Origin of the sequence: Nocardioides sp. 1609 (genome assembly GCF_004522105.1) — a bacterium.
Lineage (GTDB): Bacteria > Actinomycetota > Actinomycetes > Propionibacteriales > Nocardioidaceae > Nocardioides.
This window is the reverse complement of record NZ_SPUJ01000004.1, coordinates 51389-67926: the sequence shown is the minus strand read 5'-3', so window position 1 is coordinate 67926 and position 16538 is coordinate 51389. Positions and strand designations below refer to the sequence as shown.

General features: G+C 75.1%; 16 protein-coding genes. 5 read left to right on the top strand and 11 right to left on the bottom strand.

Going from position 1 to position 16538, the window contains the following annotated elements:
* Positions 1–17 precede the first annotated feature (17 nt).
* From E4623_RS10690 to E4623_RS10680, 3 genes are read right to left on the bottom strand one after another with little or no spacing between them, the layout of a single operon-like run.
* On the bottom strand, positions 18–1436 hold the full coding sequence (locus tag E4623_RS10690) for an aminotransferase class V-fold PLP-dependent enzyme (RefSeq protein ID WP_134766545.1): 1419 nt from the start codon (positions 1434–1436) through the stop codon (positions 18–20).
* A complete protein-coding gene (locus E4623_RS10685) occupies positions 1426–2577 on the bottom strand; it encodes a M20/M25/M40 family metallo-hydrolase (RefSeq protein ID WP_167736573.1) in 1152 nt (383 codons plus the stop codon). The genes E4623_RS10690 and E4623_RS10685 overlap by 11 nt, the downstream gene beginning before the upstream one ends.
* Positions 2574–2915 carry a DUF2200 domain-containing protein gene (locus E4623_RS10680; RefSeq protein ID WP_134766543.1) on the bottom strand — a complete coding sequence of 114 codons (342 nt, stop codon included), beginning with the start codon at positions 2913–2915 and terminating at the stop codon, positions 2574–2576. The genes E4623_RS10685 and E4623_RS10680 overlap by 4 nt, the downstream gene beginning before the upstream one ends.
* A gap of 77 nt (positions 2916–2992) precedes the next feature.
* Here E4623_RS10680 and E4623_RS10675 point away from each other — a divergent pair, with 77 nt between their 5' ends.
* Positions 2993–3415, top strand: a complete 423-nt coding sequence (locus tag E4623_RS10675) for a hypothetical protein (protein ID WP_134766542.1) — start codon at positions 2993–2995, stop codon at positions 3413–3415.
* Positions 3416–3518: 103 nt separating this feature from the next.
* Positions 3519–3944, top strand: a complete 426-nt coding sequence (locus tag E4623_RS10670) for a hypothetical protein (protein ID WP_134766541.1) — start codon at positions 3519–3521, stop codon at positions 3942–3944.
* 25 nt (positions 3945–3969) lie between these two features.
* Here the strand turns inward: E4623_RS10670 and E4623_RS10665 are convergent, their stop codons facing one another.
* The 4 genes from E4623_RS10665 to E4623_RS10650 are packed head-to-tail and all read right to left on the bottom strand — an operon-like array spanning position 3970 to position 7989.
* On the bottom strand, positions 3970–4359 hold the full coding sequence (locus E4623_RS10665) for a response regulator (RefSeq protein ID WP_245155018.1): 390 nt from the start codon (positions 4357–4359) through the stop codon (positions 3970–3972).
* Positions 4356–4934, bottom strand: coding sequence for a hypothetical protein (locus E4623_RS10660; protein ID WP_134766540.1), 579 nt, complete (start codon positions 4932–4934; stop codon positions 4356–4358). Before E4623_RS10660 ends, E4623_RS10665 begins: the two co-directional genes overlap by 4 nt.
* Positions 4931–5425, bottom strand: coding sequence for a pyruvoyl-dependent arginine decarboxylase (locus E4623_RS10655; RefSeq protein ID WP_134766539.1), 495 nt, complete (start codon positions 5423–5425; stop codon positions 4931–4933). The genes E4623_RS10660 and E4623_RS10655 overlap by 4 nt, the downstream gene beginning before the upstream one ends.
* Positions 5422–7989, bottom strand: a complete 2568-nt coding sequence (locus E4623_RS10650) for a hybrid sensor histidine kinase/response regulator (protein ID WP_134766538.1) — start codon at positions 7987–7989, stop codon at positions 5422–5424. Before E4623_RS10650 ends, E4623_RS10655 begins: the two co-directional genes overlap by 4 nt.
* Positions 7990–8303: 314 nt before the next feature.
* Here E4623_RS10650 and E4623_RS10645 point away from each other — a divergent pair, with 314 nt between their 5' ends.
* Positions 8304–8741: a VOC family protein gene (locus tag E4623_RS10645; protein ID WP_134766537.1), complete on the top strand. Its 438-nt coding sequence runs from the start codon at positions 8304–8306 to the stop codon at positions 8739–8741.
* Between the two features lie 30 nt (positions 8742–8771).
* On the opposite strand, the gene E4623_RS10640 is transcribed toward E4623_RS10645, so the two are convergent.
* Positions 8772–9566, bottom strand: a complete 795-nt coding sequence (locus E4623_RS10640) for a lysophospholipid acyltransferase family protein (protein ID WP_134766536.1) — start codon at positions 9564–9566, stop codon at positions 8772–8774.
* 125 nt (positions 9567–9691) lie between these two features.
* Here E4623_RS10640 and E4623_RS10635 point away from each other — a divergent pair, with 125 nt between their 5' ends.
* Positions 9692–10870: an MFS transporter gene (locus tag E4623_RS10635; RefSeq protein WP_134766535.1), complete on the top strand. Its 1179-nt coding sequence runs from the start codon at positions 9692–9694 to the stop codon at positions 10868–10870.
* Here the strand turns inward: E4623_RS10635 and uvrA are convergent.
* Together uvrA and E4623_RS10625 are read right to left on the bottom strand one after the other, a co-directional pair.
* Positions 10854–13334 carry an excinuclease ABC subunit UvrA gene (gene uvrA, locus E4623_RS10630; protein ID WP_134766534.1) on the bottom strand — a complete coding sequence of 827 codons (2481 nt, stop codon included), beginning with the start codon at positions 13332–13334 and terminating at the stop codon, positions 10854–10856. The genes E4623_RS10635 and uvrA overlap by 17 nt on opposite strands.
* 73 nt (positions 13335–13407) lie before the next feature.
* Entirely contained in the window at positions 13408–14442 is a 1035-nt protein-coding gene (locus tag E4623_RS10625) for an NADP-dependent oxidoreductase (protein WP_134766533.1), read from the bottom strand.
* 146 nt (positions 14443–14588) lie between these two features.
* Here E4623_RS10625 and E4623_RS10620 point away from each other — a divergent pair, with 146 nt between their 5' ends.
* The gene (locus tag E4623_RS10620; protein WP_134766532.1) at positions 14589–15203 is read left to right on the top strand and encodes a hypothetical protein; all 615 of its coding nucleotides are present in this window, start codon (positions 14589–14591) and stop codon (positions 15201–15203) included.
* Between the two features lie 6 nt (positions 15204–15209).
* Here the strand turns inward: E4623_RS10620 and E4623_RS10615 are convergent, their stop codons facing one another.
* Complete coding sequence (locus E4623_RS10615) at positions 15210–16535, bottom strand: rhodanese-like domain-containing protein (protein ID WP_209020629.1); 1326 nt, start codon at positions 16533–16535, stop codon at positions 15210–15212.
* Positions 16536–16538: the final 3 nt, after the last annotated feature.

The window sequence follows — 16538 nt, the reverse complement described above, 5'->3', positions numbered from 1 at the left end:
GACGGGTCGGCCGCGGGCTACCTCGCCACCCGCAGCGTGCCCAGCGACGCGTCGGCGGCGTAGGCGATCCGGACGCCGGCGGCACGGGCCGCGTCGAGCGCGGCCAGGGTCGCCGCGGTGATCTCCTCACCGGGCGCGAGCACGGGGATGCCGGGCGGGTACGGCGCCACCAGCTCGACGCTCACCCGGCCGAGCGCCTCGGCGATCGGCACCGCCTCGGCGTCGGCGAAGTAGGCCTGCCGCGGCGTCATCGGCGACACCGGCTCCACGGCGTACGTCGCCGCGGGGGCGACCGGCCGCGGCGCGCCGCGGTGCCGCTCGATCGAGTCGGTCAGCACGTCGACGAGAGCGCCGAGCGAGCTCGGAGTGTCGGCCAGCGACACCACCGCGACGAGGGTGTCCCGCTCGGCGGCCTCGACGGGGAGCCCGGCGGCGAGGAGGTCGTCCTCGACGCGGACGCCGTGCGCACCGGTGCCGGGGAGCACCAGCGTGAGCTTGAGGGGGTCGACGCCGGCGCCGTCGAGGACGACGAGCCCGTCGATCGCGGCCAGCCGCCGCCGGGCCCCGCGGACGGCGTCCAGGGCGACGCCGAGCAGCGCCTCGCCGTCGCGCTCGAGGAGGGCCCGCGCCGCGTCGGTGCTGGCCAGGATCGCGCCCGCCGGGCTGGTCGTCGCCGTGGCCTCCACCCCGGCGTCGAGGCGCGCGGCGTCGATCCGGTCGGTGCGGGCCAGCACCAGCGCGGCCTGGCTCCAGGCGGGCAGCGACTTGTGGGCGCTGACGACCATCGCGTCGGCGCCCAGGGCGAGCGCGTGGGCGGGCAGTGCGGGGTGGAAGCCGAAGTGGGCGGCCCAGGCGGCGTCGACGACCACCGGGACGTCGTGCGCGTGCGCCACCTCGGCCAGCCCGGCGACGTCGCCGACGGTGCCGACGTACGACGGGTCGCCGACGAGCACCGCACGGGCCTCGGGGTGCGCCTCGAGCGCGCGCCGCACGGCGGCCGGGGCGACGCCGAGCGGGAGGCCGGTGCGCGGGTCGGTCTCGGGGCGGACCCACACCGGGGTCAGGCCGGCCACCACCAGCCCGAGGAGCAGCGAGCGGTGCAGCGAGCGGCTGACCACCACCGTGTCGCCGTCGCCACCGAGCGCGAGCGCCAGCGCCTGGTTGGCGTGGGTCGCCCCGCCGACCGAGAAGCGCGCGACGTCGGCGCCCCAGAGCCGGGCGGCCCGGCGCTCGGCCTCGGCGAGCACGCCCCGGGTGAGCTTCATCGTGTCGAGCCCGGCGTACAGCGGGACGTCGCCCGCGACGACGTCGCCGACGAGGTCGTGGCGCTGCTTGTGCCCGGGGATCGTGAACGGCGTCGGCGGCTGCTCCTGGAAGCGCAGCCACGCGTCGAGGAGGGGCGCGTCACCGCGCAGGCCGCGCGGGTCAGTCGCCACGGTGGCCCGCTGCCCAGGCCGGGAGGACGTCGACGAGCGCGCGCGCCAGGGCCCGCACCTGGCGCAGGTCGACCCACTCGTCGACGGCGTGCAGCCCGCCGCCGGAGGGTCCGCAGACCAGGGTGGGGCAGGTCGCCTGCCACAACGGCGCCTCCATCCAGTACGGCGCGTCGAAGGTCGCCCCGGTGCCCAGCGCCCGGCCGAGGAGCCCGGCGAGGTCGGCCGCGGCGCCGTGGGCGTCCAGCCGCCACGCCTCGCGGCTGGCGACCAGCTCGCTCGTGGCCCGCATCCCGGGTGCCAGGAGGGCGTCGACCTCGGCGTGCGCGGCGGCCGAGCCGGGCTCGGTCGTGCGGCGCTCGACGAGGCACTCGGCGTGGTCGGGGACGACGAACGCCGACTCACCACCGCGCACGACCATCACCGCCAGCTCGCCGCCGCCGGCCCGGACCGTCGGCGCGGCGACGTCGACCGCGTGCAGGAAGCGACCCAGCGCGGTGACCGCGTTGACGCCGAGCTCGGGCTGCGAGCTGTGCGCGGCCCGGCCCTCAAACCGGACCCGGACCACCGCGAACCCGCGCAACGACCGGGCCAGCGCCAGGTCGGTCGGCTCCGCGACCAGGCACACGTCGGGCCGGACGCCGAGCCCGGGCAGCGCCGCGATCACGGCCTCGCTCCCGAGGCTGGCGTCCTCCTCGTCGGCGACGAGCGCCAGCACCGGTCGCACCGGTGCGCCCGACGCGAGCAGCGCCTCGGCGGCGGCGACGACCGCTGCGACACCGCCCTTCATGTCGGCGGCGCCGCGCCCGCCCAGCCGGTCGCCGTCGACCTGCGGGGCGAACGGCGCAGCCATCCCGCTCGTGCCGACGGTGTCGAGGTGCCCGTTGAGGACGACGGTCGGGACGTCGTCCGGGCCCGGTGCGACGGCGACGAGGCTGGGCCGGTCCTCGCGCCCGGCGGCGGTCACGACGTGCGTGCCGAACCCCGACCGGGCCAGCCGCGCGCGCAGGTGCTCGACGATCGCCGCCTCGCCGGGCGCGCCGGGCACCAGGGCGGGGTTGACGCTGTCGATCGCGACGAGCTCGACGGCGAGGTCGACGGCCGCCCGACCGACGTCGGCCGGTCCGGCGGCGGGGCCGCTCACGAGCGCAGCACCTTCTCCATCGGCCGGCCCTTGGCCAGCTCGTCGACGAGCTTGTCGAGGTAGCGGATCCGCTGCATCAGCGGGTCCTCGACGTCCTGCACGCGCACGCCGCACACCGAACCGGTGATCAGCGAGACGTCCGGGTTCAGGTCGGCCGCGGCGAAGAAGTCCTCGAACGTCGTCCCGGCGTCGAGGTGGGCGGCCAGCGCCTCCTGGTCGAAGCCGGTGAGCCACGCGATCACCTCGTCGAGCTCGGCCCGCGTGCGGCCCTTCCGCTCGACCTTGGCGACGTAGTGGGGGTAGACGGAGGCGACACTGACGGTGAAGATCCGGCTCACCCTGGTCAGGCTAGTCGTCGGCACCGACGTCCTCCTGCGCCTGTCCCACGGCCGGGACCGGTGGCAGGATGCCGATCATGCTGAGGACCGTGACCGCCACCACCGCCCTGCTCGTCGCGAGCGCCGTCCTCCCGGCCGGTGCCGGCGCCACCGAGCCGGCGGAGCGGCGGCTGAGGCCGTACGTGTCGATGGGGGGCGGCGGCGGCGGCGAGGTGACGCTGCTGGCGTGCAAGGAGCCGGCCCGCGCCGGTCGGGCGTGGCGGCTCTACCTGGAGGTGGACAACACCGAGGGCGCCGGCGCCGTCGGTGCCCGGTTGGTGGCGCGCCGCGACGGGGTCAGGGTCGCGACCTGGACGTCGGGCCGGGTGGCGGCCGGCCGGGTCTCGCGGACGACGTCCGTGCGGGTGCCGAGGAGCGCCGACTCCGTCGTCGTCTCGGTCCACACCACCACCGGCAGCGCGGGCGCCGGCTCCCCGGGCGTCGACGCCGAGCGCTGCTGACCCGTCCCCGCGGACCGGCTCGTCTGCCGTGGTCGCGCACCGGGAGGTATCTGCGCGGGACCACGGCGCTCCGAGGAGGGACGACCGACCACGAGGAGACCCGATGACCGTACGACGGACCGCGCTCGCAGCCACCCTGCTGATCGGCACGACGCTCCTCGCGGGGTGCGGGGGTGACGACGAACCGGAGGCTGACGCCGCGAGTGCGTTGCCGTCGGCCCTGGACCCGGGCACGTCGGGCGACGTCGACCTCGACGGCGAGGCCGACGCGGGCGCCGAGATGACCGCCGCCGAGCTGTGCGGCTTCATCGCCGAGCAGGCGCCGAAGGTCGCCGACCTGCAGCCGGCCGAGTACGCCGCCGCGACGTTCGGCTCGGCGCTGTTCGTCTTCTACACCGACCACGGCCTGCTCACCGACATCGACGGCGCCGAGATGGACGCCCTCGTGGCCGAGGGTTGCCCGGAGGAGGCCGCTGCGCTGCTGCCGTCGCTCGACGCCGCCAGCTTCGCCGAGCTGCTGTCGCGCTAGGCCGCGCGGCGCCTCGCAGGTCCGGTCAGGCCGGCGGGTCCCAGCCGAGCATCGTCGCGATCTCCTCGCCCAGGGTCATCGGGTTGAACGGCTTCGAGATGACGCCCGCGACGTTCATGTCGTCCCACGGCTGCGGGCCGCCGACCTGGAGCTTCGCGGTCAGCAGGACGACCGGGATGTCGGCGGTCCGCTCGTCGGACTGCAGGGCGGCGAAGGTGGCCCGGCCGTCGATGATCGGCATCATCAGGTCGAGCAGCACGAGGTCGGGGCGGTGGCTCCGGGCCAGGAGGATCGCGGCCTCGCCGCCGCTGGCGGGGATCACCGTCCAGCCGGCGACCACCTCCAGCGTCACCTGGGTGATCTCGCGGATGGAGTCGTCGTCGTCGACCACGAGGATCGTCGGCGGCGTGGTCACGGCGCACCCCCGTCGTCGACGCGGTGGAAGGTGCCTGCGTAGTACGTCTGACGATCGATGGTCACCACGCTCACGTCGCCGGTGCGGCCCAGGACCCGCGCGGCGTGCCGCCCGAAGGAGAGGTCGTCGTCGTTGAAGGCGCAGATGTCCCACCCGACCACCGCCTGCGCCTCGGCCAGCACCGTGCCGATCCGGTGGATCATCGCCTGGAACGCCCGGCTGCGCCGGTGCTCGCGCTGGACCAGCGTGAACCCGATGTAGAAGACCGCGTCGCGCGCGAACTGCTCGGGGTAGTGGTGACGGAAGTAGGCCGGACTGATCCACGGGACCGTCTCGAGCTGGTTGGTCAGCGTCGACATGCCGATGGCCGTGCCGGCGGCGTCGCGGGCGACGTACTTCGCGACGCGCGGGTCCTCCATCTCCTCGAGGAACTCCTCGCGGTGCAGCAGCTGACGGGCGACGGCCTTGGTCTCGAGCTCGCCGAAGGTCTCGCGGTACAGCGCGTAGTAGGCCTCGGCGGTCTCGACGTCGACCTTCTCCTCGACGGTGACCTCGATCTCGCTCCGGGCGCTCATGGCCGGCCCCAGCCGGCGACCTCGTAGGCGGCGATCGCCAGGGCGCACACCGGCCTGGTGGTGCAGTGCGCGGAGACGATGGCGGTGTGGACCTCGCCGAAGTCGATCCCGCGGTTGGCGGCCATGTCGGCCAGGCTCAGTCGGATCTGCTCGTCCACGGAGGCCTCGCTCCCCCCGGTGTGCTCGACGAACAGCCCCCCGACCTCGGGGTGGATCGCCCAGCCGAGCCCGGCGGAGACGATCTCGCCCGGGTGGTCGGCGTAGGCGACGGACTCGACGCAGTAGAGCCGGTCGCCGTGCTCTCCCGGGAGCGTCTCCGAGGTCCGCGACACGACGGCGCGGGGCGGGATCACCGACGAGAGCGGGATCAGGTTGAAGTCGGCCACCCCGGCACCCAGCAGGGCGGTGTCGAAGGCGGAGAGCAGGGTGCGCCCCTCGCCGACGGCCGTCCTGACGGTGATCTCGAGCGGGATCTGGTGCTTACCGGTCACGTGCGGGCGCCTCTTCCTGGGGGGACTGACGGGGTGGCGAGCAGCTCGAGCACCCGGTCCTCGACCGCGGTCGGGTCGACCCGGCTCTTGGTCACGAACGTGGTGCGCCCGAGGGTGAGTCGTGGGCGGTCCTGGAGCTCGACGTCGGCGGCGCTGTAGACGATGACGTCGAGGTCGGCGGTCCGGGGGTCGCGCGCGAGACGGGCGACCAGGTCCTGGCCGGTCCCGTCGGGCAGGGCGACGTCCAGGATCAGCAGGCGCGGGGTGTTCCGGGCGGCCATCGCGACGGCGTCCTGGACGCCGGTGGCGCGGGCCACGGGCACGGCGTGCCCGGTGAGGAGGGTGGTCAGGACGTCGGCCAGGTCGTCGTCGTCCTCGACGAGGAGGACCCCGCCCCGGTCGCCGGGCACGCCGTCGGGCGTCGAGCCGCTCCGCGCGCTCGACCGGGTGGCCGACGGCAGCGTGAAGTAGAGGGTGGTGCCGGCGCCGAGGACGCTCTCGGCCCAGATGCGGCCGCCGTGCCGCTCGACGATGCCCCGGCTGATCGTCAGGCCGAGACCGGTGCCGCCCATCAGCCGCGCGTCGGAGGAGTCGGCCTGCTCGAACCGCTGGAAGACGGCCTCGAGCCGGTCGTCCGGGATGCCGCGGCCCTCGTCCCGGACGCTGAACAGCACGGCGCCCGCACCGTCGTCGACGGAGCTGAGGACGACGCTCTGGCCCGCCGAGGAGTACTTGATGGCGTTGTTGAGCAGGTTGGCCAGCGTCTGCACGATGCGGTCGCCGTCGGCCAGGACCCGGCCGGTGCTGGCGCCGACCTCGAGCCGCACCCCGGTGGCGCTGGCCTGGCCGGTCATCTCCGCGACCGAGCGGGCCAGGAGGTCGGCGGCGTCGGTCGCAGCGACGTCCAACGGCCGGGTGCCGGACTCGATGCGCTCGAGGTCGAGGATGTCGTTGATCAGGCGCGTCAGGCGCTCGCTGCTCGCCAGCGCCAGGTTGGCCATCGCCCCGGCTCGCGGCGTCAGCTCCCCGAGCTTGCCGCTGGCCAGCAGACCGAGGGAGCCCCGGATCGACGTCAGCGGGGTGCGGAGCTCGTGGCTGACGACGGAGATGAACTCGTTCTTGATCCGGTCGACCTCGCGCCGCTGGGTGACGTCGCGGAACACGACGACCGCCCCCCGCACGACGTGGTCCTCGACCAGCGGGCTGGCGGTGATCTCGACCGGGAAGCTGGACCCGTCGGCGCGCAGGTAGACGTCCTCCTCGGAGGTGGTCACGATCCCCGAGCGGATCGCCTCGGCGATGTAGCACCCGTCGTAGGGGTGGGGGAGGCCGTCGTCGCCCGGTGCGTGGAAGAGGTCGTGGGCGTTGCTCCCGTGCAGGCTCTCCGCGGTGTGGGTGAGCGCCTCGGCGCCCGACGGGTTCACGAAGGTGACCCGGCCCTCGGCGTCCACGCCGTAGATGCCGTCCCCGACCGAGGTGAGCAGCACCTCGGTCTGACGGGCGAGGCGCCGCAGGTCCGCCGTCTGGTCGCGGACCCGGCGCTCCAGCCCTCGGCGCAGGGTGAGGTTGTCGCGCGTGAGGACGATCTGCCGGACCGCCGCGCCGAACGCCATCATCAGCCACAGCACGGCGCTGGACGCCGCCAGCTCGTGGCCCGATCCCGCGAGGACCTGGACCGCGGCCGCGACCATCAGGCCGAGGTAGACCATCGCCGCGTCGCGCACGTCGGCCGACACGGGCACCGTCGACCCGGCCCTGACGCCACCGGGTCCACCGGGCTCGCCGGGTGCGGTCGGCGGGCACCACGCGGCGAGGGAGAGCAGCGCGTAGCCGAGGATCCAGCCCAGGTCGACCGGGGTCCCGAACTCGAAGTCGCCCTGGGCGACGAGCACGGCGAAGGACAGGTCGGCGAGCGCGTAGGACAGGAACCCGAGCGTCAGGAGGGCGAGGGCGCGCCGGTCGGCCCCCCGGGTGCGCAGCAGCAGGAGCAGCGCCGCCACGATCAGGACGACGTCGAGGACCGGGATCAGCAGCGTGGTGAGCCGGGACGTCGTGCTCCCCCGGGTCTCGTCGAGCAGCTCGCTGTAGACCAGGGTCGTGGCGACGATCAGCACCGCGCCGCCGACCACCAGGCCGTCGAGCAGCAGCACCACCTGGTCGGCCCGGCGGCGTGGGGCGCTCGGGAAGGTCAGGACGGCCGCGATGCAGACGAGGAGCGCGACGGTGATGGTGAGGTCGCCGACGGTGCTGGGCGAGGCCACCGGGTCCGAGCCGGTCGCGGCGCTCCAGACGTTGCCCAGGACGGCCACGACCGCGCCGACCTGGATCAGCTGCCACGAACGACGGCGGCGCCCGTCGTTCATCCGTGCCCCGCGCGCGCAGGACAGCGCGAGGAAGATCCCGCTCAGCACGAGCGCGGCCCCGCTGGCCGTCTGGCGGACGGTGTCCGGGAACAGGGCGGGCTGCAGCAGGACCACGAAACCGGCGCAGACGACGACGGTCGCGACGACGACGATGCTGAACGTGCGCGCCTGCCGGTCGTCCGGGAGCCGGAGGAGCCTCATCGATCCAGGGACCGGCTCGAGCATCGGCCACCTCGGTGCGCCGCACGGTCGTCCATGGATTTTCCTTGCGTGGGGTTCACCCTGGCCGGACGGCCAAGGCCCCCCCGGGCCGTCCCGGCACGGGCCGGAACGCCCCGAGTCTAGTGGGCCTGCCGGGCCGTCCGCCCAGGTAGTCGGCAAGACGGTCGCGGCGCCGGTCGGGGCTGCTCCGCAGCGGTCGGCGGGGCGCCGGGAATCGCGCGCTCGACCGGGTGGCCCGACGGTGGGGGCCGATGTGACGCCCGCCACGTCCGGGGATCGGTACCGTGCGGCGCATGCCCATCAAGCTGGAGAACGTCGCCATCGCCGTCCGCGACCTCGAGGCCACCATCGCCTTCTTCACCGACCTCGGGCTCACCGAGCTCGGTCGCGACGAGGTCCGCGGGGAGTGGGCCGACACCGCGGTCGGCCTGGACGGCAACCACGTCAGGCTCGCGATGCTCCAGACGCCGGACGGTCACGGTCGGCTGGAGCTGTTCGAGTACCTGCACCCCGACGCGATCGAGACCGAGCCGACCCAGCCCCACGAGATCGGCATGCACCGGGTCGCCTTCTCGGTCGACGACCTCGACGAGGCGCTCGCGATCGCCGCGCGACACGGCTGCCACCCGCTCCGCGGCGTGGCGACCTACCAGGACGTCTACCGGCTCACCTACGTCCGCGGCCCCAGCGGCATCATCGTGATGCTCGCCCAGGAGCTGACGACGTCCTGAGCGGCGGCGCCCGGTCCGGCCGTGGCGTGCCTAGGGCCGCCCGAGCCGGCGGCGCGCGAGGTAGCCGAGGAGCGGCACGGAGGCGAGGGCGGCCAGCGCGAGGTCGCGCCTGCGGTGCGAGACCGGCGCGGGCCGGTCGTGCTCGGCGAGCAGGCCCGCGACGGCGTCCCGCAGCACCGTCGTCGCCCGGTCGACGGCGGCGGCGTCCTCGCCCGGCGGCAGGTCGATCGGGGCGCCGATGACGACGTCGATGTCGGCCCGGTCGGCCGTACGGCGCCACAGGGTGCGCTTGACCCGCTGGGCGTTGCTGGCGATGACGTGGTCGGTGCCGACGAGCGCGACCGGGATCACCGGCACGCCCGCCTGCAGCGCCATCCGCGCCGCGCCCGACTTGAAGGGCAGCAGGACGCCGTCCTTGGGGATCGTCCCCTCGGGGAAGACCGCCACCAGCTCGCCGCCACGCAGGCTGGCCACCGCCGAGGTGAGGGCGTCGGCCGCGCGGTCGGTGCCGCGGTGGACCGGGATGACGCCGGCCCGCCGGAGCACCGAGCCGACCAGCCCGGCGCGGAACAGTTCGGCCTTGGCCAGCACCATCGCGTCGCGACCGGTGCGGTCGAGCGCGGCGGCCAGGGCGACGGCGTCGAAGAGGCTGCGGTGGTTGCAGATCAGCACCGCACCGCCGCGCTGCGGGACGTGCTCGAGACCGATCACGTCGACGTCCGAGAACAGTCCGGCGACCCAGCCGAGCAGGCGGCTGAGGAAGCCGTGGACGGGGCGGGACGGCTTGAGGTGCGGGGCGAGGTGGGACGGCCGGAGATCGGGCATGGCCGGGACTCTAGGGCCGGGCGGGGCCCGTCGAGCACCGCACGCGTACTCAGGACGGCAGCCCGCTCGACGTCGGGCTCGGGCCGCCGACGGCCCCCACCCACCGTGGCGACTAGCGTGCGTCGGTGATCTCGATCTGGCGGCAGCCGGGGATGCGGCCGCTCGTCGCGATGACGTTCCTGGGGTTCTGCGGGTACGCCGTGCTGCTCCCGGTCGCCCCGCTGTGGGCGGTCGCCGGCGGCGCCGACACCGGGGAGTCGGGCCTCGTCAACGGCGTGCTGCTGCTGTTCACCGTCCTCACCCAGCTGTTCGTCCCGCGCGCGCTGCGGCGCTGGGGGTGGGGGCCGACCCTCGTGGTCGGCATGGTCCTGCTCGGCGTCCCGGCCGCGCTGTACGCGGTGAGCGACGCGCTCGGACCGGTGCTGGCGCTCAGCGCCGCCCGCGGCATCGGCTTCGGCGTCCTCACCGTCACCGGCAGCTCGGCCGTGGCGGCCCTGGTCGGGGCCGAGCGACGGGGCGAGGCGATCGGTGTCTACGGACTGGCCGTGGCGCTCCCCAACCTGGCCCTCCTCCCCGCCGGGGCCTGGCTGGCCGAGAACGCCGGGTTCGGGGTCGTCTTCGCGATCAGCGCGCTCCCTCTCGCGGCCATCCCGGCGGCGCTCCGGCTGGCCTCGACCCTGCACCACACCGCCCCGGACCTGCTCGCCGTCGGCGGCCGCGACGCCGATCCCGACGACCCGGACTCCGCCGCCTACCGGCGGCTGCGCCGGCCGACCGTCCTGCTCCTCTCCGTCACCCTGGCCGGAGGTGCCGTGCTCACCTTCGCCCCGCAGATGGTCTCCAGCACGACGGCGACGGCCGGTCTCTTCCTCATGGGCCTGGTCGCGGCGCTCAGCCGCTGGCGGGCCGGGATGCTGGCCGACCGGTACGGGCCGCAGCGCTTCCTGTGGCCGCTCGTCCTGCTCACCGGCCTCGGCACGGCGCTGGTCGCGTGGTCGGTCGCCGACCCGGTCGAGCCGCTGGTGTTCCTGGTCGCGATGGTCGTGGTGGGGCTGGCCTACGGGGGCCTGCAGAACCTGACCCTGGTCGTGGCGTTCGGTGCGGTCTCGCGCCGCCACCACCACCTGGCGAGCGCGGTGTGGAACGTCGGCTTCGACGCCGGCACCGCCCTCGGCTCCGTGGCGGTGGGCGTGATCGCGGTCCAGGCGTCCTTCTCCTCGGCGTTCTGGACCGTCGCCTGCCTCACCGTCGCGGTGCTGCCGGTCGCGCTCCGGCCGACGTCGGGAGCTACCGGTCGGGGGTGAGGGCCGCGAGCCGCGTGGCCAGGTACGGCGCCGTGGCACTCCCCGCGACTCCGGCGACCTCCTCGGGGGTGCCGGTGGCCACCACCCGCCCGCCCTCGTCGCCCCCACCCGGGCCCAGGTCGATCACCCAGTCGGCGCTGGCGATCGTGTCGAGGTCGTGCTCGACCAGCACCACGGTGTTGCCGGCGTCCACGAGCCGGTGCAGCTGGCGGACCAGGAGGGCGATGTCGGCGGGGTGCAGCCCGGCCGTGGGCTCGTCGAGCAGGTAGAGCGCGTGCCCGCGCCGGGCCCGCTGCAGCTCGGTCGCCAGCTTGATCCGCTGGGCCTCGCCACCGCTGAGCTCGGTCGCCGGCTGCCCCAGGCGCAGGTAGCCCAGCCCGACCTCGCGCAGCGTCGTCAGGCTGCGCGCCGCGGCGGGGACGTCGGCCAGGAAGTCCGCGGCCTCGTCGACGGAGAGGGCCAGCACCTCCGCGACGTTCTTGTCGCGGTAGGTGACCTCGAGCGTCTCGGCGTTGTAGCGCGCCCCGTGGCAGGTCGGGCAGGGCGCGTAGGTGCCGGGCAGGAAGAGCAGCTCGACCGAGACGAACCCCTCCCCCTGGCACGTCTCGCAGCGCCCCTCGGCGACGTTGAAGGAGAAGCGGCCGGCGCCGTACCCGCGCTCACGGGCCTGCGGCGTCGCGGCGTACAGCTTGCGCACCGCGTCGAAGAGCCCGGTGTAGGTGGCCAGGTTGGAGCGCGGCGTCCGCCCGATCGGACGCTGGTCGACGCGCACGAGACGGTCGAAGGACTCCAGGCCGGTGGCGTCGTCGACGTCGATCTCGAGCTCGCTCTCCTCCGCGTCGTCGGGGGCCTGACCGAGGTGGCGGCGCACCAGCTCGGCGAGCACCTGGGTGACCAGGGTCGACTTGCCCGAGCCCGACACCCCGGTCACGGCGCTCAGCACGCACAGCGGGACGTCGACCGAGACGTGGTCGAGGTTGTGCCGGCTGACGCCGCGCAGGTGCAGCCAGCCGTGCGGCGTCCGCTGGGGTCGTTCGAGCGGCTCGGCCCGGCCGAAGAGGTGCTCGGCGGTGACCGACCCCTCGACGTGCTCGAGGCCCGGCACGGGGCCGGAGTAGAGCACGTGCCCCCCGCCCTCGCCGGCTCCCGGCCCGATGTCGACGATCCAGTCGGCCCGGCGTACGACGTCGAGGTCGTGCTCGACGACGAACAGCGAGTTGCCCGCGCCCTTGAGCCGGTCGAGCACGTCGAGCAGCGGCTCGGCGTCGGCCGGGTGCAGCCCGGCGGACGGCTCGTCGAGCACGTACACGACCCCGAAGAGACCCGAGCGCAGCTGCGTGGCGATCCGCAGCCGCTGCGCCTCGCCCGGCGAGAGGGTCGTGGAGCTGCGGCCCAGCGAGAGGTAGCCCAGCCCCAGGTCGAGCAGCACCTGCACCCGGGAGACGAGGTCGGCGCACAGGCGCACCGCCACCTCGGTCGCCTCCCCCGACTCGGCCGAGGACGTCGCCGCCGCGGCGTCGGTGAGCTCGGCCACCGGGCGCAGCAGCGCGACCAGCTCGGTGAACGACAGCGCGTTGGTCTGCGCGATGCTCCGGTCCCGGAAGGTGACCGCCAACGACTCGGCCTGCAACCCGGTGCCCGCGCAGACCGAGCAGACGTCGCTGCGGACGAAGCGCATCGCCTTGTCGCGCATCATCTGGCTCTTCGAGGTGGCCAGGACGTGGTGGACGTGCGCGCGGGCGCTCCAGAAGAGACCGTGGTAGCCGTGGTCGACGCGGTCGCGCTCGGGCTTGACGAGCACCTTGGGCTGCTCGTCGGTGAAGAGCAGCCAGGCACGGTCCTTCGCCGGCAACGTGTGCCAGGGTGCGTCGACGTCGATGCCTAGGCCCGTCACGATGCTGCGCAGGTTGGCGCCCTGCCAGGCGCCCGGCCAGGCCGCAATCGCGCCCTCCCGGATGCTCAACGAGGTGTCCGGCACCATCAGCTCCTCGCTGACGTCGTGCTCCTCCCCCAGTCCGTGGCAGCGCGGGCACGCCCCGGCGGCGGTGTTCGGCGAGAACGCCTCGGCCCCCAGCCGCGGCGCGCCGGCGGGGTAGGTGCCGGCCCGCGAGTAGAGCATCCGCACCAGGTTCGACAGGGTCGTCAGCGTCCCCACCGTCGACCGCGAGGTGGCGGCGCCGCGCCGCTGCTGCAGGGCCACCGCGGGCGGGAGGCCGGTGATCTCCTGCACGTGCGGCGCGCCCACCTGCTGCAGCAGGCGGCGTGCGTACGGCGCCACCGACTCGAAGTAGCGGCGCTGCGCCTCGGCGTACAGCGTGCCGAACGCGAGCGAGGACTTGCCCGACCCGGAGACCCCGGTGAAGACGACCATCGCGTCGCGGGGCACGTCGACGTCGACGTTCTTGAGGTTGTGCTCGCTGGCTCCGCGCACACGGACGAAGGGGTCGTTCGGGTCGTGGGGCACACCCCCTGTCTACCCGCGTGCCCGGCACGGTGCCCGGGCGGCTCCGCGCCGGGTCCGGCGCGGGTGGGCGACGCTACGACGCGGACGTCGGGTCGGCCCCCACCCGGACGAGCGCCTTGCCGACGTTCTTGCCGCTCAGCAGCCCGCGGAAGGCCTCGGGAGCCTGGTCGAGGCCGTCGGTGACGTCCTCGAGGTAGCGGACCGAGCCGTCGCCGACCCAGCCGCCCATCTCGCGTGCGAAGTCGGCGGTGTGGGTCGCGGCGAACTCGTCCTGGATGAAGCCGCGCACGGTCAGGCTCAGGGTCAGCACGCTGCGCATGAACCCCGGCAGCCGGTCGGGGCCCTCGGCGGCGGCGGTGTCGTTGTAGCCGGCGACCAGGCCGCAGACCGGCACCCGGGCGTAGCGGTTGAGGCGGCGTCCGACGGCCTCGGCGACGTGGCCGCCGACGTTCTCGAAGTAGACGTCGATGCCGTCGGGCGTGGCGGCGGCGAGGTCGTCGGCGAAGCTCTCCACGCGGTGGTCGACCGCCACGTCGAACCCGAGCTCCTCGACCAGCACCCGGCACTTCTCGGCGCCCCCGGCGATCCCGACGGCGCGCGCACCCTTGAGCTTCGCGATCTGGCCGACGGCGGAGCCGACCGGGCCGGCGGCCGCGGCGGTCACGACCGTCTCGCCGGGCTTCGGCCGCCCGATCTCGAGCAGGCCGGCGTACGCCGTGAAGCCCGGCATGCCGAGCACGCCGAGGGCCGTCGAGACGGGAGCGGTCGAGGGGTCCAGGCGCCGGGTGTGCCGCGCGTCGGCGACCGCGTGGGTCTGCCAGCCGGCGAAGGCCAGCACGACGTCGCCGACCCGGCGGTCCTCGGAGCGCGACTCGACGACCTCGCAGACGGTCCCGCCCATGATGACGTCGCCGAGCGCGAGCGGGTCGGCGTAGGACCTGGCGGTGCTCATCCGGCCCCGCACGTAGGGGTCGAGCGACAGGTAGATCGTGCGCAGCAGCACCTGCCCCTCGGCGAGCTCGGGCAGCGCGACGGTGGTGATCTCGAAGTCGGAGTCGGCGGGCACGCCCACGGGGTACGCCGCGAGCCGGACTTGGGTGGTCTCCATGCCTCCCACCCTGCCCCTCCCGACCAACCGGCGGCGACCCGGGCGGCGACCCGGGCGGCCGGCCGGCGGACCGGCTGGGCAGAACGGCTGCGCCGACGGTGCCGGTGGCCCAGGTTGTGCCACCCACCCCGAACGACGGAGACCCGATGCCGCGCCGACGTACCGCGACCGCCCTGACCGCCCTGCTCCCCCTGCTCGCCGGGGCGGTGCTGGCCGGCGCGCCGGTCGCCGCGCACGCCGAGACCTGGACGCACCACGACGCGACGGGTGACGTGGTGACGGCCTCGGAGCCGGAGGAGACGATCCGGCCGGACCCCGCGAACCGCTCGGCCGACATCCGTCGGGTGACCGTGAGTCACGCCGCGGCGCGGGTCCGCGTCGTCGTGCGACTGCGCGACCTGCAGCGCGGCGACCAGCTCAGCCAGGTGCTCCTCAAGATGCCGAGCGGCGACCTCGCCGTGGCTCAGATGCTCCGCATGTCCGGCCGGACCGAGCTCGACGTCTCCGTGCTCTCCGACGACCCGGCGTCCGACCCGGAGTGCGAGGACGCCACCGGCAGCCTCCGACCGGGCCAGGACCGCGTCGTCCTCTCTGTTCCGAGGCAGTGCCTCGGCGAGCCGAGGTGGGTCCGGGTCGCCGCGCTCCACATGGCCGTCTCGGGTCCCCGGGACGAGGTGGTTTCGGTCGACGACGGCTTCCGCGACGACGGGTACCGCGGCGGTCGAGGTCAGGCCTTGAGCCCGCGGATCGACGTCGGCTGACGCAGGTCAGCCGGCCCGCGCCCGACCCGGTGGACGGAGCGAGATCGCCTCGAAGTCGAGGTCGGGGTCGCCGGCGGCGGCCGCCGGCAGGCCGGAGACCCAGGCGGCGTGGGCCCGGTGCCACGCGTCGCTCTCCGGACCGGACGGCGGCGGGCCGGCGCGGTCGACCACCGGGCCGGCGTACGACGGGTCGGCGGTGGTGAGGTTGCCGGGGAAGGCGTCGATGCCGCCCTCGAGGACGTGGACGTCGCCCAGCCCGCCGAGGAGCCGGTCGGCCTCGGCGGCGATGAAGTCGGGCACCAGGCCGTCGTCGCCGACCAGCACCACCGGGCTGCTCAGCCCGGGCAGGAGGGCCGGCAGGTGCTCCCGGCGGGCGTGCACCGAGCCGCCGACGTGGCCGGCGGCGTAGGCCTCGGAGGAGCGCAGGTCGACGACCGAGACCACCCGCGCGCGCAGCAGCGCGGCGAGCTCGTGGCCGGTGACCGCGTCGACGACCGGCACGTCGGGGACCGGGACCGGGACCGGCGCGGCCGCGCCGTCGTGCACGTGCACGTGCACCGGTCCGTCGTGCAGGTAGCGCAGCCACGCGACCGCGCCGGCGCTGCGCACCAGGTCCTCGTCGTCGACCAGGACGACGTGCGCGCGCTGCACGGCGAGGTGATCCTCGACGGCCCGCACCAGCCGGCCGCCCGGGACGTGGAGGCTGCCGGGCACGTGCCCGGCGGCGTGCTCCTCGGGGCTGCGCACGTCGATCACGTACGTCGTCCGCGTCGGGTCGGCGACCAGACGGGCCGTCCCGGCGGCGTCGACCAGGTCGACGGCTGCGTCCTCGAGCCTCCGCCGGGCCCGGGCCCGGGCGCCGTCGGTGCCGGTGTCGGTGTCGGTGTGGGTGTCGGGGTCGGAGGTCGCCGCGACCCACTCCCCCAGCGCCGTGCTCCGCACGTGCGTGCCGGCGTACGTGCGCCCACCGGCGGCGCGCCAGGCGTCGAGCCCGCCGTCGAGCACGAGTACCCGCTCGTAGCCGAGTCCGTCGAGGATCGCGGCGCCGTGCTCGTCGAGCGCAGGCTCGGAGGCCACGACGACGACGGTGTCGAGGTGCGGGACCAGCACCCGCGCCCGGCGTTCGAGGTCGTGCAGCGGGGCGGACGCGCTGCGGACCAGGTGGCCGGACGCGCGCGCGACGGGGTCGCGGACGTCGAGGACGGCGACCTCGCCGTCGCCGTCGAGGAGGCGGCGCAGCCCGGCCGGGCTGACGGTGCCGACCCGGGTGCCGACTCGGGTGCCGACCCGGGTGCCGGCAGGGGTGGCGGACGGGGCCGTGGCGGTGGGCACGGC

What these genes read in the sequence shown, in the direction of transcription:
- E4623_RS10645 (WP_134766537.1), top strand. Translation starts at nt 8,304, where the DNA reads ATGCCCATCAAGCTGGAGAACGTCGCCATCGCCGTCCGCGACCTCGAG.
- E4623_RS10670 (WP_134766541.1), top strand. Translation starts at nt 3,519, where the DNA reads ATGACCGTACGACGGACCGCGCTCGCAGCCACCCTGCTGATCGGCACG.
- E4623_RS10650 (WP_134766538.1), bottom strand. Translation starts at nt 7,989, where the DNA reads ATGAGGCTCCTCCGGCTCCCGGACGACCGGCAGGCGCGCACGTTCAGC.
- E4623_RS10625 (WP_134766533.1), bottom strand. Translation starts at nt 14,442, where the DNA reads ATGGAGACCACCCAAGTCCGGCTCGCGGCGTACCCCGTGGGCGTGCCC.
- E4623_RS10620 (WP_134766532.1), top strand. Translation starts at nt 14,589, where the DNA reads ATGCCGCGCCGACGTACCGCGACCGCCCTGACCGCCCTGCTCCCCCTG.
- E4623_RS10675 (WP_134766542.1), top strand. Translation starts at nt 2,993, where the DNA reads ATGCTGAGGACCGTGACCGCCACCACCGCCCTGCTCGTCGCGAGCGCC.
- E4623_RS10660 (WP_134766540.1), bottom strand. Translation starts at nt 4,934, where the DNA reads ATGAGCGCCCGGAGCGAGATCGAGGTCACCGTCGAGGAGAAGGTCGAC.
- E4623_RS10640 (WP_134766536.1), bottom strand. Translation starts at nt 9,566, where the DNA reads ATGCCCGATCTCCGGCCGTCCCACCTCGCCCCGCACCTCAAGCCGTCC.